This is a genomic window from Streptomyces sp. NPDC027189, from assembly GCF_055566975.1.
Map to the genome: position 1 here is coordinate 358091 of NZ_JBVHRI010000004.1, position 25959 is coordinate 384049.

A 25959-nucleotide genomic window follows, 5' to 3' on the forward strand; every position below is an offset into this window, starting at 1 on the left:
TGACCTGCACGTTAACTGGGAAGCAACGGGCAGCACCGATCACCGTACGTGGATCTTGGGACACCCTGCGCGTCCATGAGCCCTTCCCGAACGGCCGGGAGGCGGTCACTCCGTGTTCATCTCCGGGGGTACCGAGGTCGCAAGGTCAGTGGGCGGAGTGTCCGTAGGGGGTGGCGCAGAGGATGGTGTTCCCAGCACGGTGAAGCTGTCCTTCACCGTGCTGTAGGTCTTGACGGCCTGGTCCTCGATGGATGGTTGGTACCAGGTGTTGATCTGGTACATCTTGCCGTCGACCTCGAAGCCGAGGAGCAGGGCGTGCCAGGGGACCCCTTTGAGCTTGAAGGTGTACTCCCAGACCACCGCGGGCCAGCCGCGGAAGGTGACCTCCTCCAGACGGATCTTCCGGTAGCCCGGCCCCTGGTGGGCGTTCTCCTCCGAGGTCTTCCAGGTCTCCATCAGGTCGCCGCGGGCAAGGGAGGACTTGCCGACGACTTCCTGCTTGCCGTCGGGCGAGGTGTAGTGCACCTCGCCGCCGGTCTTCAGGTCCCGCCGCCACCCCTTGGGCGTCACCCACGCGAACCCGCCGGCCTCCTTGTGTGCGCTGGTGGGCAGGGTGGGCGCGGCACCGATGACGACGGGCGAGGTCGCCGTCCTCTGGCCGTGCAGGTAGAACGAGGTGCCGAACCCGGCCGCGAAGACAAGAACTACAGAAGCGGCGACGGCCAGCCAGTTCTTACGGACGGGGACGGCGATGTTCCCGATTTCGGTGAATCGAGGGAGCGGCGCGGCCGGGGCCTTTGCGGTGAGTTCGACGTCGAGCAGTGAGGCGAGGTACCTGCGCCACAATGACCGGTCCTTGCGCCGCCCGTGTTCGATGATGTGGTCGAGCGATTCACGGTTGTCATCTGTGACGTCCGTCAGCGATGCCCAATAGCGCCGGCCGAGATTACTCACGACCGAGCACCTCCGCCCCGTCCGGCAAGGTCGGGGCGTGCTGGTCCGGTTCCAGGGCCAGCGCTGTGGGGCGATTCCCACTGATCGCCGCCTGGATGGTCTTGGCGCTGCCGAGTTGCCGCAGCAGTGCCGGGGCCGAGGCCCCGACCGCGACGGCCGCGAACGCTCCGGTCAGCTGCGGCGAGAAGATCAATCCGGCGCTCGCGCCGAGCGAGAGTCGGGTGAGTGCCGCGAGTACGTCGGACGGTGCGTCGACGTACTTGCCGATCCTGGGTAATTGATCCCGCGCCTGATTCTTCGACAGGGCGCGATGCCGGGCCGCCTGCCACATGGCGATCCGCCCGTAGAACACCACGACCTCCACGACAAGGCCGCCCAGTGCGCCATAGGTGATGGACGTCGTCCACTGCATGGCCGCCCCCTCGGCAATGCTCGCGGCTGATTCGGTTCAGCATTCCAGAAGGGCGGTTGGTCCGGGAGTGCAATGACTCAGAACCCCTTGTGAACTTTTATGGGGGTTGCTCTTGGACGTTACGCAAGGGGGTTGGCCGGTGAGTACTCGGGCGCCGACCAGCGCAGCGGACTGGCCGCAGGTGTCTCCACGACCTCCGTGAGGGCGAAGCGCACGGTCCGCTCCCCGTCCGCGGTGAACTCCGTGCGCGCCGCGCCCGTGAGCTGGAGCGCCGCCCCCGACTCCCAGTCCAGGAAGAGCAGCCCGGCCCGCGGGTCGACCGCCAGGTTGCCGAGGGTCAGGAACATGGAGTTCCCGGGGTAGTCGCGCCACCTGAGCTCGCCGGGCGAATCGACGCGTACGAATCCGGGGTTGCCGCCCCGATGGCTCACGTCGGCCCCGCGCGCGTGGACCGTGGCGAGGAAGAAGGTGTCGGCCGACTCGATGAACTCCCGTTGCCCGAAGGAGAGTTCGCGACCTCTCCGCGCCGCACCGGGCACGCGGTCCACCGTCTCGTACGACTCCCTCTTCTGCAGGTACCTCGGGCAGTTGGAGAAGACCTGGTCGGCCTCGACCGCGAACCCGCGGGGTGTCGGGCGGGCCCGTCCATTGAGGCGCATACGACGGCGGGTGCGCGGGTCGAGCGCCATCGTGCCCACGCGGATGCCGGCCGTGGAGAGCGCCGGCGTGAGCGGGTCGCCGGGTCCGACCCCGCCCGCGACCGAGATCTGGCGGGACCCCGTGGCCCGTACGAAACCGGGTGTCCCAGTGAGCGGCGAGGCCCACACCGCGCCGCTCTCCGGGTCCGCGGCGCCGACGATCAGCATCGGCTGCAGTTCGAGGAAGGCGGCGGCCACCGGGCGGATGCCCTGCCCGATGGCCTGCCCCACGTGATCGGCGAGGTCACGGACGCCGACCCGGTCCTGCATGGCGCGCGAGCCGGAGTGGTAGGTCATGACGGCCCCTGGAGAGTCATACCCGCCCCCTAGAAGAAACCGCAGGTCGGCGCGGACGCGGACGGCGCGGACGCCTCCTCGGCGCCGCTCGGCGTGTAGATCTCCAGGCGGGTGCCGTCGGGGTCGTGGAAGAAGATGCCGCCGGAGGCCGCGCCCTCGCGGTGCGCGACCACACCCTCGTACGCGAAGTCGACACCGTAGGCGCGCAGGACCCTCTCGTACTCCCTGACCTGGTCGATCGAGTCGACTTCGAGCGCGAGATGGTGCAGGCCGGCGCGCCCGTTGTCGTATGCCCCCTGTGCCTGCTGCCAGAGCGTGAGCACTGGGCTGCCGCCCTCCCCCAGGTACGCGTACCGCCGCTCCTCCTCCTTGCCCTCGCCGATCACCCCGAAGCCGAGGACGTCCCGGTAGAAGGCGAGCGAGCGGTCGAGGTCCGTGACGTTCAGGCCGATGTGGCCGGTGCGCGGTGTCATGCCAGTCCCCTCTGTCGATGACGCCCCAAGCAGGGCTAACCTCTATGGATGAGGTTAAGGGTTAGATTCGATAAGCGCAACCGGTCACGTACCCTTGACCGGTTAGCCGTGAAGGGAGCCCCGCCATGCCCACCACCACCGACCCGCGCCCACTCACCGGTGAGCCGCTCGCACTCGACCTGCTCAACACCCGCTGGATGCACGAAGGGGCCGTGCAGGACCTACTCAAGGACACCGAGGGGCTCGCGGTGTGGCTGGCCGCGAACGAGCTGGACCACGCCGCCGACGAGGCGACCCTGCGGCACGCACTCCAGGCCCGCGATGCTCTGCGCGCCGTGGTCGACGGCTCCCTGGAGGACGGGGCGGACCGCGTCGACGCCGTCCTCGCGCACGGGCGGATGCGCCCCACGCTCAGCCCCCAGGGGCCGGGCGAGCGAGTGGAGTTCAAGGACGCGGCCTGGGGCCCCGCCTGGCTCGCCGCGCGCAACTATCTGGAGCTGCTCGCCACCGCCCCCGACCGCATCCGCCACTGTGCCCACGACTCCTGCGTCCTGCACTTCTTCGACACCTCACGGAACGGCACCCGCCGCTGGTGCTCGATGGCGGCGTGCGGTAACCGGGCGAAGGCGTCCCGCCACTACGCGCGCACGAAAGAGAGTTAAGTCGACAAAGAGGGATATCCCTCTCGACCGACATGTCCCCCCATAGCACGCCATCACGGTTGTGACGCATGGCGGAATTACGCCATGCCTCCATCCCGCCACGGTCAACTCTCCCCAAACAACTGCCCCTTAGGTAAAGCTGAGCGGTCATCCGGGTCCACATACCGGACTGACACGATCGCGTTCCGAAGGCACGTCGGAACCGGTCGCTCCACGCTCGTTCCTTTACCTACAAGGGATGCAGATGACCTCCGACCCTCAGCGCGCTCCGATGTCGGGCGCGAGACGCGTGGCCCACATAGCCGTGGCCGCGGGCCTGGTGGCCGCGCTCTCCGCGGCCGGGCCGATACCCATGGCCTTCTCCGCGAACGCGGGCACGGACGCCCCGGCGGCCGACCCCGGCACCAAGTCCGCCGCCGCCAAGCTCGGTTCCGCCGATGCCGACCTCCTCGCGGAGGCCAAGGCCAACGGCGACAAGAACGTCACGATGATGATCGCCACGGCTCCCGGCCAGACAGAGCAGGTCGCCGCGGAGCTGGACGCGGTCAAGGGCGGCTCCGTGGGCCGCACCTACGACAAGCTCGGTTACGTCCGGGCGACCGTCCCCACCGGCCGGGCCGACTCGGCCATCGCCGCCGCCGCGAAGCTCTCCTCGGTGCACGGGATCGACCTGCGCCAGGAGATCGCGCTGGACGACCCGACCCCGAGCGCCGACACCGCCAAGGGCGCCAAGGAGCAGGCCACTTCGACGGCCACGTACTCCGGTCCGTCCAAGAGCACCCCCGCCGAGAACCCGTACAACCCGTCCTTCGAGACGGGCGCCGTCGACTTCGTGAAGGACCACCCGAAGGCGGACGGCCGCGGCATCACCATCGGCATCCTCGACTCCGGTGTCGACCTGGGCCACCCCGCGCTGCAGAAGACGACCACCGGCGAGCGCAAGATCGTCGACTGGGTCACCTCGACCGACCCGATCGTGGACGGCGACGCGACCTGGCGTCCGATGGTCACCGCGGTGTCCGGGCCCACCTTCACCTACAGCGGCAAGACCTGGACGGCGCCGGCGGGCTCGTACGAGATCAGCACGTTCAGGGAGTCCGCGACCACGGGCGGCGACGCCAAGGGCGACGCGAACCGGGACGGCGACACCACCGACGCGTGGGGCGTCCTGTACGACGCGGCGGCCGGCACGGTCACCGTCGACCTGAACAACAACAACGACTTCACCGACGACAAGCCGATGAAGCCGTACAAGGACGGCTACCAGATCGGCTACTTCGGCACCGACAACCCGTCGACCGACGTCGTCGAGCGGCAGCCGTTCGTCGTGGAGATCCGCAAGGACGTCCCGATGGACCCGTTCGGCGGGTCCTGGGTCGGCAAGAAGGCCGACTTCGTCAACATCGGCGTCATCGAGTCCGAGCACGGCACGCACGTCGCGGGCATCACCTCCGCGAACGGCCTGTTCGGCGGCAGGATGAACGGCGCCGCCCCCGGCGCGAAGATCGTCTCCTCGCGTGCCTGCACCTGGAGCGGCGGCTGCACCAACGTCGCGCTCACCGAGGGCATGATCGACCTCGTCGCCAACCGTGGCGTCGACATCGTCAACATGTCCATCGGCGGTCTGCCCGCGCTGAACGACGGCAACAACGCGCGCGCCGAGCTCTACACGCGTCTCATCGACACCTACGGCGTCCAGCTGGTGATCTCCGCGGGCAACTCGGGCCCCGGCGCCAACACCATCGGTGACCCGGGTCTCGCCGACAAGGTCATCTCGGTCGGCGCGACCATCTCCAAGGAGACCTGGGCCGCCAACTACGGCTCGCAGGTGGAGAAGAAGTACGCGATGCTGCCCTTCTCCTCGCGCGGCCCGCGCGAGGACGGCGGCTTCACGCCCACGCTGAGCGCCCCCGGCGCCTCCATCAACTCCACGCAGACCTGGCTGCCGGGCTCCCCGGTCGCCGAGGCGGGCTACTCGCTGCCGGCCGGCTACTCGATGCTGCAGGGCACCTCGATGGCATCGCCGCAGGCCGCGGGCGCTTCCGCGCTGCTCCTGAGCGCCGCCAAGCAGAAGGGCATCGAGCTGAAGCCCGCCACCCTGCGCACGGCGCTGACCTCGACCGCCGACCACATCACGGGTGTGCAGGCATACGCGGAGGGTGCGGGCCTCATCAACATCGGGGACGCCTGGGACGCCATCAAGGACGGCGCCACCGCCCACGACTACACCGTGAAGGCTCCGGTCGACACCGCGATCGACTTCGCGCTGAAGACGCCGGGCTTCGGCACGGGCCTGTACGACCGCGAGGGCGGCCTCAAGGCCGGTGACAAGAAGACGTACGACATCACGATCACGCGTACGTCGGGCGCCGACCGGGCGATCCGCCACGAGCTGCACTTCGAGAACAACGCCGCCGACACCTTCCGGATCGTCGGCTCGGACGAGGTCAGGCTCCCGCTGAACCAGCCGGTGACCGTCAAGGTCCAGGCCGCCCCGAAGTCGGCCGGCCTGAAGAGCGCGATCCTGGAGGTCGACGACCCGGGCACCGAGGGCATCGACAAGCAGATCCTGTCGACGGTCGTGGTCTCGTCCCCGGTCAAGTACACCTACTCCGCGTCGAGTTCGGTGCAGCGCAACAGCACGCAGTCGTACTTCCTGACCGTCCCCGAGGGCGCCAAGTCCCTCGAGGTCGCGATGAGCGGGCTGAAGGACAAGAGCCAGACCCGCTTCATATCGATCCACCCGTACGGCGTTCCGGTCGACAACACCGGCACGCCCTTCTGCTACAACAACTACCTCGGCGGCAACGGCTGCAAGCCCGACGTGCGTTCGTACGCGGACCCGCAGGCCGGCGTATGGGAGATCGAGGTCGAGTCGCGCCGTACGTCGCCGCTGCTCGACAACCCGTACAAGCTGGACGTCGCCGTGCTCGGCGCGGCCTTCGACCCGGCGGTCGTGACGGTCCCCGAGGCCAAGGTCGGTACCCCGGCCACCGCCTCCTGGAAGGTGACGAACCACTACGCCGCGCTCGACGGCACCCTGAAGGGCGGCCCGCTCGGCTCCTCGCTGACCGCGCGGCCGACCATCGCGGACGGCGCGACGCAGACCACCACGGTCGAGGTGCCCGCGGGCGCCACGTCCCTCGACGTCGCCATCGGCAATGTCTCCGACACGGCCGCCGACCTCGACCTGACGGTGAAGAACGCCGCCGGGACCGTCGTCGGCTCGTCCGCGGACGGCGACTCCGAAGAGGCGGTCTCCGTCGCGAACCCGGCCGCCGGGACGTACACCATCGAGGTCGCGGGCTACTCGGTCCCGTCGGGCTCGACCGCGTACGACTACCAGGACGTGTTCTTCTCGTCCGCGCTCGGCACGGTCACGGTCGACGCGTCCACGCCGGTGAAGCTCGGCACGGGCGACTCGGCGACGGTGTCCGGCTCGGTCACCGCCGCGGCCGCGGCCCCCGCAGGACGCGAGTTCTTCGGCCAGGTCCAGCTGGTGAACGCGCGCGGCACGGTCGCGGGCATCGGCAGCGTGAAGATCGAGAAGGTCACGCCGTGACGTCGTAAGCACTTCTACGACGGTGGGGCGGGCGTCCGGGAACGGGCGCCCGCCCTTTCGTGTGTCACTCGCACCGCACGCCCTGGGACTGGGGCAGCGCCTTGAGGATCCAGGCCCGCTCGCGGGCGATGGCCGCCTCCTCCGTCGTCCACTTGTCGGGGGTCGCCGCGTGGCTGCGGATGGCGACCAGGACGTGGTCGCCCCGGTGCAGCCGTGGGTCGGCGTCCTGGGCCATCAGGAAGGTGACCTGGTCCGCCCCCTTCGCCGGCTTGTAGTAGCGGTCCACGTCGAGCGTGATCCGGTCCTGCGTGGCGCCGGGGATCTGCTCGACCCCGGCGACTTCGCCCTCGACGATGAGGCGCGAGCAGGCGATGTAGCCCGGGGCACTGCGCGAGGAGCTGTCCTTGTTGTCCGACTTGGCCGCTCCGGCGGTGTCGCTCGCCCCGCCGACCCCGTTGTGCGCGACGAGCCAGCCCATGCCGACGACCATCGAGGCCACGACGGCGACGGCCAGGACGCCGAGCGAGACGGCGAGCGCGCCCGGATGCCGGGAGCGCTTCCTCGGGGCGCCCGCCGGACGCCGGTTCCCCGACCTCCTGGGCCTGCGGACCGGGCGGGCGGGCTCGGTCACCTTCTCGGCGTCCGCCAACGCGTCCCCGATGACCGCCAGCTGCTCCCGCAGCAGCGCCACGTCCGCCAGCGCCGACCGGTGCTCGGCCAGGAACTCGGCGTCGTCGCGCGCCCCTTCGGGCAGTGGCTCGTCCGTGATCGCGGCCATGAGCGCGTCCATTGCCGCACTGCCTTCGTACTCGGCCACGTCACACCACCTCGTCCTCGTGCAGGCGGGCGCGCAGGGCGCGGACCGCTGTGTGCAGCCTGCTCTTGACCGTGCCCTCCGGGATGCCGAGCTCCTCGGCTATCCCGCGCACGGAGAGATCGGCGTAGAAACGCAGGACGAGAACCTGGCGCTGGGCGTCGGGAAGTTCGTCCAGCCCCTGCGCGACGGCGAGCGAGAGCACGCTGGAGTCCTCGTCGGAGGGGTGCTCCAGCTGCCGCAGCGAGGCCAGGCGTTCGCCCAGCCGCTCCTGGCGGCGCTTGGCCCGGTGCCAGTCCATCGCCAGGTTCGACGCGACGACCGCCGCCCACGCGGACACGTCACGCGGTGCCTCGTCCCCCTTCGCCGCCCGCTCCAGCAACCGCAGGCGGACCTGCTGCACCCCGTCCGGCAGGTCCGCCTGCGGTACGCCGCCGAGCGCGAGCACCGCCCGCACCCGGCGTTCCTGGGCCGCGTCCAGGGGGTCGTCCACCCCCTGCGCGCGGCGGGCCTTTCTGCGCAGCACAGCCACCCCTCCCCTCCCGCGTTTCCTCTACGACGTCGGTGCGGGCCAAAACGTTCAGCCCACTCCCGGGGACTTTCGCCACGGAGTCGTACGTCACACCGGTCCGGCACCCGGCAGGGCATTCGCGCAGTACAGCTTGCGGTCCCCGGCCGTCACCGGGGAGATTTCTTCGCACGCGGGTGAGCGGCCGCCGGACGATCGAGGCCCGGGGCCGACCGGTCCCGCGTCCCATTCCTTGGGCCACGTGGGGAAAGGATTGGACACGCGGGGACGGGTCAGACGCATGATGGAAGCGCTGGACCACGTAAAACGCACGCAAAGGGAGTCGCCGTGAGGGTCGGAATCGTCGGAGCCACCGGTCAGGTCGGCACAGTCATGCGCAGGATCCTGGTCGAGCGGGACTTCCCGGTCGACGAGCTGCGCCTGTTCGCCTCGGCCCGCTCGGCCGGGACGGTGCTCGACGGCGTGACGGTGGAGGACGCGGCGACGGCCGACTACTCCGGCCTGGACATCGTCATCTTCTCCGCGGGCGGCGCGACCTCCAAGGCGCTGGCCGAGAAGGTCGCCTCGCAGGGCGCGGTGGTGATCGACAACTCCTCCGCGTGGCGCAGGGACCCGGACGTGCCCCTGGTGGTCTCCGAGGTGAACCCGCACGCGATCGCGGACCGTCCCAAGGGCATCATCGCGAACCCGAACTGCACGACGATGGCCGCGATGCCGGTCCTGAAGCCGCTGCACGAGGAGGCGGGGCTCGAGGCCCTGGTCGTCGCCACCTACCAGGCGGTCTCCGGCTCGGGCGTCGCGGGCGTGGCCGAGCTGCACGGCCAGGCGCTCAAGGTCGTCGCCGACGCCGACAAGCTCACCCACGACGGGGAGGCGGTCGACTTCCCCGAGCCGGGGGTCTACAAGCGCCCCATCGCTTTCAACGTGCTCCCGCTCGCCGGTTCCATCGTCGACGACGGTCTGCACGAGACGGACGAGGAGCAGAAGCTCCGCAACGAGTCCCGCAAGATCCTGGAGATCCCGGCCCTCAAGGTCTCCGGCACCTGCGTGCGCGTCCCGGTCTTCTCGGGCCACTCCCTCCAGGTGAACGCACGCTTCGCGCGTCCGCTGAGCGTGGAGCGCGCCACGGAGCTGCTGGCCGGCGCCCCGGGTGTCGTCCTCTCCGAGATCCCGACGCCCCTGCAGGCCGCCGGCAAGGACGCCTCGTACGTCGGCCGCATCCGCACCGACGAGACCGTCGAGCACGGGCTCGCCCTGTTCATCTCCAACGACAACCTTCGCAAGGGCGCCGCGCTGAACGCGGTCCAGATCGCGGAGCTGGTGGCGGCCGAGCTGAAGGGCTGACCCCGACCGGGGGCTGAGCCGAGGTTTTTTCGCCCCCTCCTCCCCTACCCGTCCCGTGCCTGGGGCTCCGCCCCAGACCCCGTTCGCGCAGTTCCCCGCGCCCCTGAAAAGGGGCGCGGGCGAGAAACCACTCACTCCCCCCGGCGCACCTCGTACAGGAAGCAGCCGTACTCCACGGCCCGCACGTGGACGAGGGCCACCTCGGGGTCGGCGAAGGCCGAGGTGAATGCCTCGTCGAAGGAGTCCGGGGGCTGCACGAGCCGGCCGCCGAGGATGCGGCCGTCGGCGGAGTAGCGACGGACGATGCGGTAGGCCCTCGTGAAGGGGTGGCCGTCCAGGTCCGGACCCGCGCAGTCGTCCGCGTGGATGAAGACAGGCCCCTGCTCGTCGTACGCACCCGGCTCGGCCCCCGTCTCCGCGGCCCACCGCCGCAACGGCGCGTACGAGACGAGCGCGATCCGCTCCCCGGGCTCACCGCGGCGCAGACAGCAGCGCAACGGAGCACCCCCCTCTTCGTCGGTGAGGGCCGCCGCCGGGCGACCCGCGTCATCGAGGTCCCGGAGCTGCTTCAGGACGGCCGGCTCGATGGGGCGTGCGATGTACTTCGTCATGACGTCCAGGTTCGCGCCCGCCGGCGCTCCTCACCGGCGGGAAACGGACATCGCGTTCCGTGCAGGTCCCGTGGAAGGATGGCGCAACCCACACATAACGAGGAGATGACCGCGTGCCTGGCACAAACCTGACCCGCGAAGAGGCGCAGCAGCGGGCGAAGCTGCTCACCGTTGACTCGTACGAGATCGATCTCGACCTCTCCGGCGCGCAGGAGGGCGGCACCTACAGGTCCGTGACGACGGTGCGCTTCGACTCAGCCGAGACCGGCGCGGAGTCCTTCATCGACCTGGTGGCCCCGACCGTCCACGAGGTCACCCTGAACGGGGACCCGCTCGACCCCGCCGAGGTCTTCAAGGACTCGCGGATCGCGCTCCCGGGTCTGCTGACGGGGCGCAATGTACTCCGAGTCGTCGCGGACTGCGCCTACACCAACACCGGCGAGGGGCTGCACCGGTTCGTCGATCCGGTCGACGAACAGGCCTACCTCTACACCCAGTTCGAGGTCCCGGACGCCCGCCGCGTCTTCGCGTCCTTCGAGCAGCCCGACCTGAAGGCCACCTTCCAGTTCACCGTGAAGGCGCCGACCGGCTGGACCGTCATCTCCAACTCGCCGACGCCCGAGCCCAAGGACGACGTCTGGGTCTTCGAGGCGACGCCGCGGATCTCGACGTACATCACCGCGCTCATCGTCGGGCCGTACCACTCCGTCCACAGCGCCTACGAAAAGGACGGGCAGTCCGTCCCGCTCGGCATCTACTGCCGGCCCTCGCTCGCCGAGTTCCTCGACTCGGACGCGATCTTCGAGGTGACGCGGCAGGGCTTCGACTGGTTCCAGGAGAAGTTCGACTACGCGTACCCGTTCAAGAAGTACGACCAGCTCTTCGTGCCGGAGTTCAACGCGGGCGCGATGGAGAACGCCGGTGCGGTGACGATTCGGGACCAGTACGTGTTCCGTTCCAAGGTCACCGACGCCGCGTACGAGGTGCGTGCCGAGACGATCCTGCACGAGCTCGCCCACATGTGGTTCGGCGACCTCGTGACCATGGAGTGGTGGAACGACCTGTGGCTGAACGAGTCGTTCGCCACCTACACGTCCATCGCCTGTCAGGCGTACGCGCCCGGCTCGCGCTGGCCGCACTCCTGGACCACGTTCGCCAACTCCATGAAGACGTGGGCGTACCGGCAGGACCAGCTGCCCTCCACCCACCCGATCATGGCGGAGATCCGCGATCTCGACGACGTCCTCGTCAACTTCGACGGGATCACGTACGCCAAGGGCGCCTCCGTCCTCAAGCAGCTCGTCGCGTATGTCGGCATGGACGAGTTCTTCCAGGGCGTGCAGGCGTACTTCAAGGCGCACGCGTACGGCAACACGCGGCTCAGCGATCTGCTGGGCGCACTGGAGCAGACCTCCGGCCGTGACCTGAAGAACTGGTCGCAGAAGTGGCTGCAGACGGCCGGCATCAACATCCTGCGCCCGGAGGTCGAGACGGACGCGGACGGCGTCGTCACCTCCTTCGCGATCCGCCAGGAGGCTCCGGCCCTGCCCGCCGGCGCCAAGGGCGAGCCGACGCTGCGCCCGCACCGCATCGCCGTCGGCCTGTACGACCTGGACGACGCGAGCGGCAAGCTGCTGCGCGTCGAGCGTGTCGAGCTGGACGTCGACGGCGAGCTGACCGCCGTACCGGAGCTGGTCGGCAAGCGCCGCCCGGCGATCGTCCTGCTCAACGACGACGACCTGTCGTACGCCAAGGTCCGCCTCGACGAGGCCTCGCTGGCCTTCGTCACGGAGCACCTGGGCGACTTCGAGGCCTCCCTGCCCCGCGCCCTGTGCTGGGCCTCGGCCTGGGACATGACCCGGGACGCGGAGCTCGCGACCCGCGACTACCTCTCCCTCGTCCTGTCCGGCATCGGCAAGGAGTCCGACATCGGCGTCGTGCAGTCGCTGCAGCGCCAGGTGAAGCTGGCGATCGAGCTGTACGCCGACCCGACGGCGCGCGAGGCCCTGCTGACCCGCTGGACGGACGCGACGCTCGCCCACCTGCGCGCGGCCGAGCCGGGCAGCGACCACCAGCTGGCCTGGGCGCGCGCCTTCGCTGCGACCGCCCGTACGCCGGAGCAGCTCGACCTGCTGGAGGCGCTGCTGGAGGGCCGGGAGACCATCGAGGGCCTGGCCGTGGACACCGAGCTGCGCTGGGCGTTCGTGGAGCGGCTCGCGGCGGTCGGACGCTTCGACGAGGCGGAGATCGCCGCCGAGTACGAGCGCGACAAGACGGCGGCCGGTGAGCGGCACGCGGCCACGGCCCGGGCCGCCCGTCCCACCGAGGAGGCGAAGGCGGAGGCCTGGGCCTCGGTCATCGAGTCCGACAAGCTTCCGAACGCCGTGCAGGAAGCGGTGATCACCGGCTTCGTCCAGACCGACCAGCGCGAGCTGCTGGCCCCTTACACGGACGCGTTCTTCGCCGTGGTCAAGGACATCTGGGACTCCCGTTCGCACGAGATCGCCCAGCAGATCGCGATCGGCCTCTACCCGTCGGTCCAGGTCTCCGAGGAGACCCTCGCCAAGACGGACGCGTGGCTGGCCTCCGCCGAGCCCAACGCGGCCCTGCGGCGCCTGATCTCGGAGTCCCGCTCGGGTGTGGAGCGGGCGCTGAAGGCACAGGCGGCGGACGCGGCGGCAGCCACCGCGTCACCGGTGGTCGCGTAACCGGTGGACACGTAGCTGGTGGACGCGTAACCGGTGAACACGTAGCTGGTGGACGCGTAACCGGTGGACAGATAACCGCCGGACGCGTCACCGGTGGTGACGGCGGGCGGGTGACCGAGGTGGTCACCCGCCCGTCGCGCACACCAGGCGGGCGGTGTCGATCATCGTCCGCACGTGCAGTCCGGTCTGCGCGGACACCGGCACCCACCGCAGGTCGTACGACTTCTGCAGCTCCTGGCACCACTCGCGCAGCAGGTTCGCGAGGGAGTCGGAGGTGCGCAGCCGCAGTACCTCGGGCGCGGCGGTGGCCAGCGCGCGGGCCTGCCGCTCCACACGCTTCTCTGGAGCCCGCACGGCAGCGCGGTGATCGCGCTCGGCGCGGGCGTGGGCTGGACGTTGCTGCTGCTCCACGAGTGCGTGCACCTGATCACCGCCCGCGCGACCGGCGTACCGGGCCGGATGCGACTGGGCAGGTGGTGGCGCAACCGACGCGAACGGCAGGTCAGCCGGGAAACATCCCGCCACTGAGACTGCCGGAGCCGGTGGCCGCACCCGGCGCCCGCATCGGCGCGCCCGCACCCGGCGCCCGCCCCTACTGGCGGAGCCCGGCGGCCACATCCCTCAAGGCCGTCAGCACCTGGCCCACCGCGGCTCCTTCCTCCGCCCCGCGCCGCACCGCGGCCACCACATGCCGATGCGGCCGCTCCCCCGCGAGCTCCCGCATCACCACACCCTCCCGCCGCTCCGCGGCCATCCGAGGCACCAGCGCGACGCCCATCCCCGCCTCGACCATCGCGAGGATCGCGGTCCACCCGGCCGCGGAGTGACCCTGATACGGACTGAACCCGGCCGCCTCACACGCCCCCCGCGTGATGTCCGACCACGGCCCGCTCCCCCCGAAGATCCACGACTCGGCGGCGAAGTCGGCCAGCCGCACGACCGGCGCACCGGCCAGCGCGTGCCCGTGCGGGAGCGCGAGATCGAGCGGGTCGGCGAGCAGCGGCACACGCGTGAAACGGGGATCCGCCGCGGGCGGCGCCTGCGCGGCCAGCGACAGGGCGAGGTCCACCACCCCGGCGCCGAGCAACTCGTACGCCTCCGCCGCCTCGGCCTCTCGCACCTGCACGGAAATCCCGGGCCGCGCCGCGCGCAACGCCCGTACGGCGGGTACGACGAGCGCGGGCACGGCGGTGGAGAAGGCGCCGACCCGCACCTCCCCGACCTCCCCGTGCGCGTACGCGGCCAACTCGGCGTCGGCTCGCTCCAGTTGCTCGAACACCGCCTCGGCGTGCCGGAGCACGAGCTCCGCCGCGTCGGTGAGCCGCACCCGCCGCCCCTGTGCCTCCAACAGGGTCACGTCGAGCTGCTTCGCGAGGTTGGTCAGCTGCTGCGACACGGCCGAGGGGGTCATCAGCAGCGCCTGGGCGGTCGCGGTGACGGTCCCGCGCTCGCGCAGCGTCCGCAGAATCTCCAGCTTCCTGATGTCCCACTTGTCGTACTCGGCCATGGCGGCAACCTATCCCGCGAGCCAAGGGCCCGACCGGCGGCGGCGGCGGTTCAGCGGGCCCTGGCTGCGGTGCCCAGGACGACTCCGCCAAGGATCAGGGTCATGCAGAGCAGCTGCGTCCAGGTCGTCCGCTCGCCGAGAAGCACATACGACAGGGCGGCGACGCAGACCGGCTGAAGGTAGTAGACCGTTCCGGCGCGGGCCGCGCCGATGAGGGAGATGGCCTTGTTCCAGGCGAGGAAGGCGACCGCGGAGGAGGCGACTCCCACGTAGAGGAGGGGACCGACCGTGGCGGTGGTGGGAGTGAAGGTCCCCTGCACGCCCACGCTCAGCGCGTACGCCGGCAGCAACATCACCGTACCCAGGACGAAGGTGGTGAACAGGAAGGTGAGGCCGGTGAGTTCGGCGGGCCGCCGGCGCAGGAGCGCGCTGTACGACGCGAAGCACGTCGCCGCCGCGATCATCCAGAGGTCGCCCGCCGTGAAGTCCACGACCGAGAGCGAACCCTTGCCGACCAGGAGCACGACCCCCGTGCAGGCGATCAGCATCCCGGTGACACGGCGCGCTCCGAGCCGTACGCCGCCGATCCGCTCGTACACCGCCATCAGGACCGGCGAGGCGGCCATGATCATGCCCATGTTGCCGGCGGAGGTGGAGATGCCCGCCTGGTTGACCAGCGTGTTGTACACGGTGACGCCGAGCAGGGCGGCGAGGAGGACATGGCCGAGGTGACGGCGTACCAGCGCGCGCTGCCGCCAGGCCTCGCGCGCCGCGAGGGGGGCGACCGCCACGAGCGCGATGACCCAGCGCCAGAAGGCGTGCTGGACGGGCGGCACGCTGTCGTGCAGCGCGCGCACGGCCACGAAGCTGCCGGACCAGAGGACCGTGGCGGCGGCCGCGAGGGCGATTCCGAGACCGGGGACCCCCTTCCGCGCCGCGGTGCGGGTCGCGCTGTGCGTACGCGTCCGGTCCAGGACTGCCACGAATATCCCTTGCCTCTCGTGTGGTCGGAGAAGCTGCCCGCTGGTCGGGGCAGCCGCCCGACTACCGTCGCAAGGCGGAAACTGTCACGTCCATCGAATCTTTTCGACCATTCCTTTCAGCTGAACTGAACAATCCATCTCCACCTGAGGTCGCACCCTCCTCGACGGTCATCCCCTCCTCGACGGTCACGTTCTCCTCGACGGTCGCCTTCTCTTCGACGGCCACGTTCTCCTCGACGGCCACGTCCTCTACGACGGCCGTACGCCGCTTGAGCTGACCGAACACCGTCGCCCCGAACGCCAGCGCCATGCCCGCCAACTGCACCGGCGTCAGCGCCTGCCCGAGCGCCGCCCAGCCGATCACGGCCGCGGTCAGCGGTGAGAGCGGGCCGAGGAAGGTGACCTGCGTGGCGGCGAGCCGGCCGATACCGCGGAACCAGAGCCAGTACGCGACCGCCGTGTTCGCCAGCGCGAGGTACAGGTAGCCGCCTACCGCCCGGCCGTCCAGCGCGGGCGGCGTGCCCTCGACGAGCAGGGCGACCGGCGCGATCAGCAGTCCGCCGGCCGTCAACTGCCAGGCGGTGAGCGCCAGCGGACCGACCCCGTCCGGCCGCCCCCACCGTTTGGTGAGCACGGTTCCGGTGGACATCGAGGCGGTCGAGGCGAGCGCCGCGAGCACGCCCACCAGGTCGAGCGCGCCCGCCGCCCTCAGCACGACGAGGCTGACGCCGAGGGCGGCGGCGATGCCGGTCAGGAGCGTGCGAAGGGTCGGCCGGTCGCCGAGCAGCAGCACCGACAGGACCGCGACGAACAGCGGCCCGATCGAGCCGACGACCGCCGCCATACCGCCGGGCAGCCGATAGGCGGAGAGGAACAACAGGGGAAAGAAGGCCCCGATGTTCAGCGCGCCCAGCACCGCGACCTTCCCCCACCAGACGCCGCGCGGCAGTACCCGCGCCAGCGCCAGAAGCAGTAAGCCGGCGGGCAGAGCGCGCATCACCGCCGTGAACAGGGGCCGGTCGGGCGGCAGGAACTCGGTGGTGACGGCGTAAGTACTGCCCCAGGAGATGGGGGCGAGCGCGGTGAGGGCTATGAGGGCGGGGCGGTTGCTGTTCGCGGCCATGAGGGCACCCGGTTTCGAAATAGACCGGCAGGAAGTGGGTCAACGGAAAGTAGCTTAGTTGCAAGCTACTTTCCGTCAAGCTACTTTTCACTGATCTACTTCTCACTGAGCTACTTTCTTGCGGGCAATCGACCTTCGACGGATACTCGCCCCATGAGCACCCCCAAGGACCCCGTCGACGCGATCATCGAGCAGTGGGCCGCCGTCCGGCCGGACCTCGACACCGCCGCGATGGAGGTCTTCGGACGGATCTTCCGGCTCTCGCGGGCGATGGGCGACCGGATGGAGAAGGCGTACGCGCGCCACGGCATTTCGCGCGGGGAGTTCGACGTGCTGGCGACGCTGCGCCGCTCGGACGCCCCGTACACGCTCTCACCCCGACAGCTCTCAGCCACCCTCATGCTCACCACCGGCGGCATGACCGGGCGCCTGGACAAGCTGGAGCGCGCCGGGCTGCTGCGCCGCTCACCCGATCCGCACGACCGGCGCGGGCTCCAGGTCACGCTCACCGACGAGGGACTCCGCCTGATCGACGAGGCCGTCGGGGCGGGTCTCGCCGTCCAGACGGAGGCGCTCTCAGCCCTCGACCAGGAGCAGGCCGGGCAACTCGCCGACCTGCTGCGCCAGTTGCTGGTCGGTGCCACCGCCTAGGCGGCGCGCCCCCGGCGTCCCCACCCCGGCGTCCAGTGCCGCCTCGACCGCCGCCGCGTCCGGGGACTCCGCGGCCCAGGCGACGTATCCGTCGGGCCGCACCAGCACCGTCGTACGCAGGTCGCTCGCCCAACTCTCCACGGTGAGGCGGCCGTTGCGGTCCCCGGCCCGGTACGACTCCGAGGTCGACTGCGGCATGACGAGGACGAACCTGCCGCCGCGCAGGGCCTCGTAGAGACGGCCGCTCTTCAGGGCGACGTCCGGGGCGCGCGTGCCGACCAGTTGGTGGGCACCGCGCGGCGCCGCGTACGCGTACCCGATGCCCGTGATCTGGCCCGCCGCCTTGCGGCGAACGGGGGCGACATGATTGACCAATGCGGTGAGCCCGGCGCGCAGCGCCAGCGTCCACGGGGACTTGGCCATCGCGAGCCGTACGATGCCGCCGCTGCTGCGCAGCACGGACCTGCCGACCGGGTGGCGCTCGGCCTGGTAGGTGTCCAACAGGGCGGCGCCCACCTGCCCGTTGAGGACGGCCGCCAGCTTCCAACCGAGGTTCGCCGCGTCCTGGAGACCGGTGTTCATGCCCTGACCGCCGGCCGGGGTGTGCACGTGCGCGGCGTCCCCGGCGAGGAAGACGCGGCCCACGCGGTAGGAGGGCGCCTGGCGCTCGTCGCTGTGGAAGCGGGACATCCAGCGGGCGTCCCGCATGCCGTAGTCGCGACCGAGGGCGAGCCGGGCGATCTCCTTGACCTCGTCGAGTTCGAGCGGGGCATTGTCGGGGACATTGCGGCCGCGGTGCCAGCCGATCACTCGGTAGTAGCCGTCACCGAAGGGCGCGATGAAGGCGAAGGCGTCGCCCACGGCGTTGGCGGTGAGCACCGACTCGGGCTCCTCGTCGAGCAGGACGTCCGCGAGGACGACGGACCGGATCACCGACTTGCCGGGGAACGGCAGCCCGACCGCCTCGCGCACCGCACTGCGCATCCCGTCCGCCCCGACGACGTAGGCGGCCGCCAGCTTCTCCGGCTCGCCGTCCCGGCGGCGGACGTCGAGCGTCACCCCGTCCGCGTCCTGACTCAGCCCGGTCACCTCGGCCTCGTAGACGAACCGTACCCCGGCCTCTTCCGCCCGCCGCTGCAACGCCTTCTCCACCTCGTACTGCGGGATCACGAGGACGTGATTGAAGCGGGAGGGGAGGGTGTCGAGCGCGACCCCGAGCCCGCCGAAGAGCCGGATGCGGTCGAGGGGCCGGCCCTTGAGCTCCAGGTCGTCGGCGAGACCGCGTGCGTCGAGCTGCTCCAGGGCGCGGGCGTGCAGGACGAACGCGCGGGAGAGGTTGCTGATCTTGTGCGGGCGCTTCTCGACGAGGGTGACGGGGATGCCGGCGGTGGCGAGGTCGCCGGCCAGCAGCAGCCCGGTGGGGCCGGAGCCGACGACGATGACGTCGCGGGGGTCGGTGGGGAGCGCGTTGCGTGTGTGGCGCGAGTTGTGCGTGGTGCCCGTGCTGTCGTTCATGGCGACCTCCTGATGCCAACGCCTGTTGGTCAACGCCTGTTGGTCAACGCCCGTCGACCAACGCTCGTCGGCCAACATCTGCTGGCCAACACCGGTTGGCCTACGCCCGTTGGCCAACGGGCACTGCCCGACGCCTGTCGGCCAACACCCGTTGACCACTCCTGTCGGCCCGCGCCCGTCAGTCAGCATCCGCCGAGGCGACGTGCACTTGCCAACACTTGTTGGCCAACGCTTGTTTGCCAACATAAGGCGAGACCACTGGACTGTCAACACGTGTTGGCCTACGGTTGTTGGCATGCCACTCAGGAACCATCCCGCGCCCCCGTCGGCACCTGCGCCGGCATCGGCATCAGCGCCGGCCGACGCGCCCGTGCCCCGCCGCTCCGACGCCACCCGCACCGCGATCCTCGCCGCCGCGCGCGAGCGCTTCGCGGCCGACGGCTACGAGCGCGCCACCATCCGCGCCATCGCCAAGGACGCGCGGATCGATCCGTCGATGGTGATGCGCTACTACGGTTCGAAGGAGGGGCTGTTCGCGGCCGTGCTCGACGTCGAACTGCGGCTGCCCGATCCGGCTGGCCTCGACCCGCACGACGTGGGCCGCGTCCTGGTGAGCCACTTCCTGGACCTCTGGGAGGAGAACGAGGTGCTCACCGCGATACTCCGGGTCGGCGTGACCAATCAGGCCGGCGCCGCACGCATGCAGGGCATCTTCAGGGACCAGCTCTCCCCGGTCGTCCAGCGCGCCTGCCCCGACCCCGAGCAGGCGCCGACACGGGCCGCGCTCTGCGCCTCACAACTGCTCGGGCTGGCGCTCGCCCGCTACGTCCTGCGGATCGAGCCGGCCGTCGCGCTGAACCGCCAGGAGATCGTGGCGTGGCTGGGGCCGACGGTGCAGCGGTATCTGACGGCGCCGAATCCGTAGTACGCGCGAAAACACCTCAGTACGCGCGCAAAAACGTCGAGGGAGTCCGCGCACCCTGCGGTGCGCGGACTCCCTCGACGGCAAGAACCGGTGAAAGCCGGCTGAGCCGAGCCGGGCTCAGCCCTGCTTCGGCTGCTTGTCGGACTTGTCCAGGGCCATCACGAGGCCGGCAATGATCAGGAACAGCACGATCGGCGCCGCGACGTAGAGGCCCAGCGTGTCCACCACGCTCAGGCCCGCGCCGGGGTCGTCACCGTCGTCGCGGGTCAGCGCGAGCGCGGGGGACGACATGAGCAGCATCATCAGCGTCGTACCGGCGGCCAGGGCGCCGGCGCGCAGGGCGTTCTTCTTGTCCACGGTGCAAACGTAGCGAACACCGGAATGAGTCGCGCGCCCGGGGGTGCCGTACGGAGGTCTCAGCGTGCCGCGTGACCGCCTCCGCCGCCACGCGCGCGCCTGCCGCCCCCAGTCCGCGCCCCGGCCCGCACCACATCGAGCAGCGCGTGCAGCCGGGGTGACGCGGCCAGTTCCTCCAGCGTCACCGGGCGGCCCTCGGCGTCGGCGATGGGCAGGCGCCAGTTGGGGTACTGGTCCCAGGTGCCGGGCAGATTCTGCGGGCGCCGGTCGCCGATCGCGTCCGGGAGCCAGACGCCGATCATGCGGGCCGGGGTGAGCAGCAGGAACCGGTGCACGGCCTGGATCTCGGCCTCCTCCGACACCGCGGGGCACCCGCCGCTCGCGCCCCACAACAGCCCGAGCCGGGTGAGCAGCGTCAGCCACTCCCCCGTGTCCGCGGCGGCCGCCGCCCGCTCCTCCTCCAGGGAGCCGGTCAACAGGCCGAGCCGGTCGCGGAGTTCGACGTGGTCGCCGGTGAGCCGGGCGGCGGTGGGCGGCAGGTCGTGGGTGGTGGCGGTGGCCAGGCAGTCGGCGCGCCAGCGTTCGGGGGGCAGGGGGAGCCCGTCGCCGTCCCAGTCACGTTCGAACCACAGCACCGATGTGCCGAGCACCCCGCGCGCCCGCAGCGTCTCGCGCACGCCCGGCTCCACGGTGCCCAGGTCCTCGCCGATGACCAGCGCCCCGGCGCGCGACGCCTCCAGCACCAGGACCGCGAGCATCGCCTCGGCGTCGTAACGGACGTATGTGCCTTCCGTGGGCGGCCGGCCCTGCGGGATCCACCAGAGCCGGAACAGGCCCATGACGTGGTCGATGCGCAGGGCGCCCGCGTGCTGGAAGAGAGCGCGCAGGAGGCGGCGGTACGGGGCGTAGCCGGACGCGGCCAGCCGGTCCGGTCGCCAGGGTGGCAGGCCCCAGTCCTGGCCGCGCGCGTTGAAGGCGTCCGGGGGAGCGCCGACGGACATCCCGGCCGCGAAGTACTCCTGCTGGGCCCAGGCGTCGGCACCGTCCGGGTGCACCCCGACGGCGAGATCGTGCACCAGCCCCAGCGCCATGCCCGCGTCGCGCGCCGAGCGCTGGGCGGTGGCGAGTTGGGCGTCGGTGAGCCAGGCGAGGCGGGTGTGGAAGTCGACGCGGTCCATCAACTCGCCGCGGGCCCGGGCGGTTTCCGGCGAGCGGGGGTCGCGCAGGCCCTCCGGCCACCGCCGCCAGTCGGAGCCGTACACCTCGGCGAGCGCGCACCAGGTGGCGTGGTCCTCCAGCGCCTCGCCCTCCTCGGCGAGGAAGTCGACGTACGCGGCCCGTCTGCCGGGCCCGAGCGGCACGGTGCGCACCAGTTCCAGCGCCTCACGCTTGAGCTCCCACACGGCGTCGCGGTCGATCAACGCGCCCTTGTGCAGTACGGATTCGCGCAGTCGCTCGGCGCGCTCCAGCAGCGTACGCACCCGGTCGGGCTCGTCGACATACGCGAACTCGGGGATGTCCTCGAGCCGCAGGTGCACCGGGTCGGGGAAGCGGCGGGAGGACGGCCGGTAGGGGGAGGGGTCGGTGGGGGCGCCGGGTACGGCCGCGTGCAGCGGGTTGACCTGCACGAATCCGGCGCCGAGCGCGCGGCCGGCCCAGGCGGTCAGCTCGGCGAGGTCGCCGAGGTCGCCCATGCCCCAGGAGCGGCGGGACAGCAGGGAGTAGAGCTGGACGAGCAGGCCGTACGTGCGTCCGGGCGGCGTGGGCAGCCGGGCGGGCGCGACGACGAGGTGGGCGTCGGCGGTGCGGCCGTCGGGCGCGGTGGCGCGCAACACGTGGACGCCGGGCGGGAGTTGTTCGGCCGAGGCGCGGGTCTCGCCCTGTTCGGTCGTGATGCGCAGCCGGGTGCCGTCCGGCAGTTCGGCCAGTTCGGCGGGGGCACGGCCGCCCCAGCACACCACCGTCGGCGGCAGCAGCCGCTCCCTCGCCCCGGCCTCCTGCGCCGCGAGGGCGGCGCTCACGGCGTCCGGGGTGCTCGCGTCGACGCCGAGCGCCGTCAGGGCCGCGACGAGCGCGGTGTCCGAGGCCGCGACCGTACGGTCCGGGGACGGGCTGTAGGAGGTGGCGACGCCGTGCAGTTCGGCGAGCCGGGACAGGGGCGTCGGAGGCGTCGTCTGCGGAGGGTCGGCGGGCCGACGTGGTGCCATCTAGACCCCCGAGGCGGCGCCGGTGGAGGTCGGCTCGCTCGTCAGGTGCGCGGCGTCGGCCAGCGGCGGCTCGCTGGTGAGCGGTTCGGCGTCGGGCAGCGGGGGTTCACTGGTCAGCGGAACCTCCGCGCAGGCGCCTTCCGCGCTGAGCAGGCACAGATGGGCGCCTTCGGGTTCGACGGACGCATCCGCCTCGCGTTTGGAAAGGGCCGAGAGCAGAAGGTGTGCCGATGCGGCCACGGGGGGCCTCCTTGTCGAGTACGGCGGTCTTGGACCTGTCTGGCGGGATACCGCAGCCCTACCCAGTGGGCGCGAGCGCAGACGTAGGCGGACGAACAACGTGCTTCTGGTCACATTCTGCCCCCATGTCGCACCTCCGGATTGGGGTAAACAGGGCACTTCGACCACTCTCGTTGACACCCTCACCACGCGGATGGTGGGCTCGACGCTCCCGACACGGCCGTCGGGGGCCGAGCTACGAGGAGGGGGAGCGTGCAGCTCCGGCGTGGGAAAGGAGCGGCCGCCGTCGCGTTCGCCGTCGTTGCCGGCGCGCTGGGTGCGGCTTCCGCCGCCGTCGCCGCCCCGCCCGCGCCCACGGCTTCCGCGGACGACCGCGAGCCCACCGAGGGCGGCCTGCCCACGGTCTGGCCCCGACCGCAGTCCCTGCGTGCGGGGAGCACCCCGGTCGCGGTCACGGACGAGGTCGTCCTGGTGACCGACGCGACGGCCGATCCGTACGCCGTCGACGCACTGCGCACGCTGCTGCGCCAAGCAGGCGCGCGCGAGATCACGACCGCGCGCGAGGGGGACGAGCTTCCCGCGCGTGCCCTGGTGGTGCGCGCGGGCACGGAGACGGCGTACTCGCGCCAACAGGGCACCCAGGGGGCGTACTCCTTCGGCGGGCACGCCGGGAGCGCCACCACCGATGGGGCGCACGCCCTTGGTCCACGCGCCGCCTCCAGCGACTTGGAGCGGGCGCTCACGGCGCTCGGCGCCGCGCCCCGCACCGACCTTCCCGCCGGTGGCTACCGCTTGGCCGTCGGCCGCACCGGCGGACGTGACACTGTCGCCCTCGCGGGAGTCGGCGAGGACGGCCTGTTCCACGCGGTGCAGACGCTGCGGCAGCTCGTCGCGGCCGACGGCAGGGTCGCGGGCGTCGTCGTCCGCGACTGGCCCGGCACCGCGGTGCGCGGCACCACCGAGGGCTTCTACGGCACCCCGTGGTCCCGCGAACAGCGCCTCGCCCAGCTGGACTTCATGGGCCGCACCAAGCAGAACCGCTATGTGTACGCCCCTGGTGACGACCTCTACCGCCAGGCGCGCTGGCGTGAGCCGTACCCCGCCGACCAGCGCGCGGACTTCCGGGAGCTGGCGGACCGGGCGCGCCGCAACCACGTCACCCTGGCCTGGGCGGTGGCCCCGGGTCAGGCGATGTGTTTCTCCTCGGACGCGGACGTGAGGGCGCTGACGCGCAAGCTCGACGCCATGTGGGCGCTCGGCTTCCGGGCCTTCCAGCTCCAGTTCCAGGACGTCAGCTACAGCGAGTGGCACTGCGGCGCGGACGCCGACACGTTCGGCTCCGGCTCCGAGGCGGCCGCGAAGGCGCAGGCCCGGGTGGCGAACGCGGTGGCCCGGCAGCTCGCCGAACGCCACCCGGACGCCGTCGCGTTGTCCCTGATGCCGACCGAGTACTACGAGGACGGCTCGACGAGCTACCGCCAGGAGCTGTCGAACGCCCTGGACGAGGGCGTCGAGGTCGCGTGGACGGGCGTCGATGTGGTGCCGAGGACGATCACGGGACGCGAACTGGCCCGCACCCGGGAGGCGTTCGGCGGGCACCCGCTCGTCACCATGGACAACTATCCGGTCAACGACTACGCGCAGGACCGGGTGTTCCTCGGCCCGTACCAGGGGCGCGAGCCGGCGGTCGCGACGGGTTCGGCGGCCCTGCTGGCGAACGCGATGCCCCAGGCCGAAGCCTCCCGCATCCCGCTGTTCACCGCTACCGACTACGCCTGGAACCCCCGGGACTACCGCCCCCAGCAGTCCTGGAAGGCCGCGATCGACGACCTCGCGGACGGCGACGCGCGACGCGGTGACGCGCTGCGCGCCTTGGCCGGCAACGACGCCTCCTCCGTCCTCGGCGGCGAGGAGTCGGCCTATCTGCGCCCGCTCATGGAGGCGTTCTGGCAGGCCCGTACGAGCACGGACCGGGCCGCGAACGAGACGGCGGCCGAACGGCTGCGCGCCGCGTTCACGGTGATGCGCGAGACCCCGAAGCGGCTGGACGACGGCTCATTGGCGGCCGAAGTGGCGCCCTGGACACAGCAGTTGGCGCGTTACGGCGAGGCCGGCGACACCGCGGTCGCGATGCTGCGCGCCCAGACGAGCGGCGACGCCACCACGGCCTGGACGGCGTACCGCACCCTCGACCGGCTGCGCACCGAGCTCGCGGCGAGCCGGGTGACGGTCGGCAAGGGCGTGCTGGACCCGTTCCTGGCGAAGGCCCGGACCACGTACGAGACATGGGCGGGCCTCGACCGCGAGCCGGCCGCCGACCGCGGTGCGACGGCGGACGGCCGCACCGTCCGTTTCCCGCGCACCCGCGCCGTCACCGCGGTGAGCGTCCTCACCGACCCCGGCACGCGGGGCTCCGCCGAGGCCCATGTCCCCGGCCAGGGCTGGCGCCCCCTCGGCTCCCTCTCGGCCGGGGGCGCGACGCAGGTCACGGCGGCGGGCGTGTACGCGGACGCGCTCCGCGTCACCGGTCCCGCACCCTCCCGCGTACGCCATCTCGTGCCGTGGTTCGCCGACTCCCCCGCCGCCGCTGTGGAGTTGGCCCGCTCCGCGACCGACGTGGAGATCGGCGGTACACAGCGGGTGACGGTCCGGCTGACGTCACTGCGCCCCGCCGACGTCCGCGGCGAGCTGACCGCGAGGGCGCCGAAGGGTATCGAGGTCAAGGTCCCCGGGAGTGCCTCGACCCTCCCCCGCGGAACCTCCGTCGACCTCCCCGTCGAGGTCACCGTCCCGTCGGGGACGCCGTCGGGAACGTACGAGGTCACCGTCGCCTTCGGCCCGGAGACCCGCACGCTGACGGTCCGCGCCTTCCCGCGCACCACGGGCCCCGATCTGGCCCGCACCGGTGTCGCGTCCTCGTCCGGCGACGAGACCCCCGACTTTCCGGCGTCAGCGGCGAACGACGGTGATCCGGGCACGCGTTGGTCGTCACCCGTCGAGGACGGCGCCTGGTGGCAGGTGCGGCTGGCCGAGCCGGCCCGGCTCGGCCAGGTCGTCCTGCGCTGGCAGGACGCGTACCCCTCCGCGTACCGCGTCCAGGTCTCCGCCGACGGCCGCGTCTGGCGCACCGCGACGACCGTGCGGGACGGCCGGGGAGGCCGCGAGTCCGTGCGCTTCGACGAGTACGACGTCCGGTACGTGCGCGTCCAGGGGATCGAGCGGGCGACGCGGTACGGGTATTCGCTGTGGTCGGTGGAGGCGTACGCGGTCGCGGAGAAAACTGGCGCGGAGAAAACTGCCGCGGAGTGAACTGCCCCGGAAGGATCTGCCGCGGAGTGAACTGCCCCGAGAGATCTGCCGCGGAGTGAACCAATGGCCGCGAGGGGA

Annotated in this window: 23 protein-coding genes; 8 read left to right on the plus strand and 15 right to left on the minus strand. The window is 71.4% G+C overall.

Annotated features, from left to right (window positions below):
- Nucleotides 1-105: 105 nt before the first annotated feature.
- The 4 genes from ACZ4RZ_RS12550 to ACZ4RZ_RS12565 form a co-directional block, all read right to left on the minus strand.
- Nucleotides 106-954, minus strand: a complete 849-nt coding sequence (locus ACZ4RZ_RS12550) for a DcrB/PsbP domain-containing protein (RefSeq protein WP_467743971.1) — start codon at nt 952-954, stop codon at nt 106-108.
- Nucleotides 947-1366, minus strand: a complete 420-nt coding sequence (locus ACZ4RZ_RS12555; RefSeq protein ID WP_467743972.1) for a hypothetical protein — start codon at nt 1364-1366, stop codon at nt 947-949. The genes ACZ4RZ_RS12550 and ACZ4RZ_RS12555 overlap by 8 nt, the downstream gene beginning before the upstream one ends.
- A 119-nt stretch (nt 1367-1485) precedes the next feature.
- Nucleotides 1486-2361 (minus strand): pyridoxamine 5'-phosphate oxidase family protein, encoded by an 876-nt coding sequence (locus tag ACZ4RZ_RS12560; RefSeq protein WP_467743974.1) that lies wholly within the window; start codon nt 2359-2361, stop codon nt 1486-1488.
- A 29-nt stretch (nt 2362-2390) separates the two neighbouring features.
- Complete coding sequence (locus ACZ4RZ_RS12565; RefSeq protein WP_467743975.1) at nt 2391-2834, minus strand: VOC family protein; 444 nt, start codon at nt 2832-2834, stop codon at nt 2391-2393.
- Between the two features lie 125 nt (nt 2835-2959).
- Between ACZ4RZ_RS12565 and ACZ4RZ_RS12570 the strand changes: the two genes are divergently transcribed.
- Nucleotides 2960-3496 (plus strand): CGNR zinc finger domain-containing protein, encoded by a 537-nt coding sequence (locus ACZ4RZ_RS12570; RefSeq protein WP_467743977.1) that lies wholly within the window; start codon nt 2960-2962, stop codon nt 3494-3496.
- Between the two features lie 244 nt (nt 3497-3740).
- Nucleotides 3741-7058 carry a S8 family serine peptidase gene (locus tag ACZ4RZ_RS12575; protein ID WP_467743978.1) on the plus strand — a complete coding sequence of 1106 codons (3318 nt, stop codon included), beginning with the start codon at nt 3741-3743 and terminating at the stop codon, nt 7056-7058.
- Between the two features lie 64 nt (nt 7059-7122).
- Here ACZ4RZ_RS12575 and ACZ4RZ_RS12580 read toward each other — a convergent pair whose 3' ends face one another.
- Both ACZ4RZ_RS12580 and ACZ4RZ_RS12585 read right to left on the minus strand, forming a co-directional pair.
- Nucleotides 7123-7875: a hypothetical protein gene (locus tag ACZ4RZ_RS12580; RefSeq protein ID WP_467743980.1), complete on the minus strand. Its 753-nt coding sequence runs from the start codon at nt 7873-7875 to the stop codon at nt 7123-7125.
- 1 nt (nt 7876) lies between these two features.
- Complete coding sequence (locus ACZ4RZ_RS12585; protein WP_399074750.1) at nt 7877-8404, minus strand: sigma-70 family RNA polymerase sigma factor; 528 nt, start codon at nt 8402-8404, stop codon at nt 7877-7879.
- Between the two features lie 324 nt (nt 8405-8728).
- On the opposite strand from ACZ4RZ_RS12585, the gene ACZ4RZ_RS12590 reads away from it, so the two are divergent.
- Nucleotides 8729-9745 (plus strand): aspartate-semialdehyde dehydrogenase, encoded by a 1017-nt coding sequence (locus tag ACZ4RZ_RS12590; protein WP_467743982.1) that lies wholly within the window; start codon nt 8729-8731, stop codon nt 9743-9745.
- Between the two features lie 131 nt (nt 9746-9876).
- Here ACZ4RZ_RS12590 and ACZ4RZ_RS12595 read toward each other — a convergent pair whose 3' ends face one another.
- Nucleotides 9877-10356, minus strand: coding sequence for a DUF1203 domain-containing protein (locus tag ACZ4RZ_RS12595; RefSeq protein WP_467743984.1), 480 nt, complete (start codon nt 10354-10356; stop codon nt 9877-9879).
- Between the two features lie 113 nt (nt 10357-10469).
- On the opposite strand from ACZ4RZ_RS12595, the gene pepN reads away from it, so the two are divergent.
- Nucleotides 10470-13064, plus strand: a complete 2595-nt coding sequence (gene pepN, locus ACZ4RZ_RS12600; protein WP_467743986.1) for an aminopeptidase N — start codon at nt 10470-10472, stop codon at nt 13062-13064.
- A gap of 123 nt (nt 13065-13187) precedes the next feature.
- Here pepN and ACZ4RZ_RS12605 read toward each other — a convergent pair whose 3' ends face one another.
- Nucleotides 13188-13418, minus strand: coding sequence for a hypothetical protein (locus ACZ4RZ_RS12605; RefSeq protein ID WP_467743988.1), 231 nt, complete (start codon nt 13416-13418; stop codon nt 13188-13190).
- Between the two features lie 9 nt (nt 13419-13427).
- On the opposite strand from ACZ4RZ_RS12605, the gene ACZ4RZ_RS12610 reads away from it, so the two are divergent.
- Entirely contained in the window at nt 13428-13592 is a 165-nt protein-coding gene (locus ACZ4RZ_RS12610; RefSeq protein WP_467743990.1) for a hypothetical protein, read from the plus strand.
- A 64-nt stretch (nt 13593-13656) separates the two neighbouring features.
- Here ACZ4RZ_RS12610 and ACZ4RZ_RS12615 read toward each other — a convergent pair whose 3' ends face one another.
- From ACZ4RZ_RS12615 to ACZ4RZ_RS12625, 3 genes are all read right to left on the minus strand, one after another.
- The gene (locus ACZ4RZ_RS12615; RefSeq protein ID WP_467743991.1) at nt 13657-14571 is read right to left on the minus strand and encodes a LysR substrate-binding domain-containing protein; all 915 of its coding nucleotides are present in this window, start codon (nt 14569-14571) and stop codon (nt 13657-13659) included.
- 50 nt (nt 14572-14621) lie between these two features.
- The gene (locus ACZ4RZ_RS12620; protein ID WP_467743993.1) at nt 14622-15554 is read right to left on the minus strand and encodes a DMT family transporter; all 933 of its coding nucleotides are present in this window, start codon (nt 15552-15554) and stop codon (nt 14622-14624) included.
- A gap of 61 nt (nt 15555-15615) precedes the next feature.
- On the minus strand, nt 15616-16677 hold the full coding sequence (locus tag ACZ4RZ_RS12625) for an EamA family transporter (RefSeq protein ID WP_467743995.1): 1062 nt from the start codon (nt 16675-16677) through the stop codon (nt 15616-15618).
- A 153-nt stretch (nt 16678-16830) separates the two neighbouring features.
- On the opposite strand from ACZ4RZ_RS12625, the gene ACZ4RZ_RS12630 reads away from it, so the two are divergent.
- Complete coding sequence (locus tag ACZ4RZ_RS12630) at nt 16831-17328, plus strand: MarR family winged helix-turn-helix transcriptional regulator (RefSeq protein WP_467743996.1); 498 nt, start codon at nt 16831-16833, stop codon at nt 17326-17328.
- On the opposite strand, the gene ACZ4RZ_RS12635 is transcribed toward ACZ4RZ_RS12630, so the two are convergent.
- Complete coding sequence (locus ACZ4RZ_RS12635; RefSeq protein WP_467743998.1) at nt 17254-18843, minus strand: FAD-dependent monooxygenase; 1590 nt, start codon at nt 18841-18843, stop codon at nt 17254-17256. The two genes, ACZ4RZ_RS12630 and ACZ4RZ_RS12635, sit on opposite strands and share 75 nt — an antisense overlap.
- 295 nt (nt 18844-19138) lie before the next feature.
- On the opposite strand from ACZ4RZ_RS12635, the gene ACZ4RZ_RS12640 reads away from it, so the two are divergent.
- Nucleotides 19139-19768 (plus strand): TetR/AcrR family transcriptional regulator, encoded by a 630-nt coding sequence (locus ACZ4RZ_RS12640; protein WP_467744000.1) that lies wholly within the window; start codon nt 19139-19141, stop codon nt 19766-19768.
- 117 nt (nt 19769-19885) lie between these two features.
- On the opposite strand, the gene ACZ4RZ_RS12645 is transcribed toward ACZ4RZ_RS12640, so the two are convergent.
- From ACZ4RZ_RS12645 to ACZ4RZ_RS12655, 3 genes are read right to left on the minus strand one after another with little or no spacing between them, the layout of a single operon-like run.
- A complete protein-coding gene (locus ACZ4RZ_RS12645; RefSeq protein WP_467744002.1) occupies nt 19886-20125 on the minus strand; it encodes a hypothetical protein in 240 nt (79 codons plus the stop codon).
- Between the two features lie 59 nt (nt 20126-20184).
- Complete coding sequence (gene malQ / locus ACZ4RZ_RS12650) at nt 20185-22332, minus strand: 4-alpha-glucanotransferase (RefSeq protein ID WP_467744004.1); 2148 nt, start codon at nt 22330-22332, stop codon at nt 20185-20187.
- Nucleotides 22333-22572: a hypothetical protein gene (locus ACZ4RZ_RS12655; RefSeq protein ID WP_467744006.1), complete on the minus strand. Its 240-nt coding sequence runs from the start codon at nt 22570-22572 to the stop codon at nt 22333-22335.
- 252 nt (nt 22573-22824) lie between these two features.
- Between ACZ4RZ_RS12655 and ACZ4RZ_RS12660 the strand changes: the two genes are divergently transcribed.
- Nucleotides 22825-25881 (plus strand): beta-N-acetylglucosaminidase domain-containing protein, encoded by a 3057-nt coding sequence (locus ACZ4RZ_RS12660; RefSeq protein ID WP_467744009.1) that lies wholly within the window; start codon nt 22825-22827, stop codon nt 25879-25881.
- Nucleotides 25882-25959: the final 78 nt, after the last annotated feature.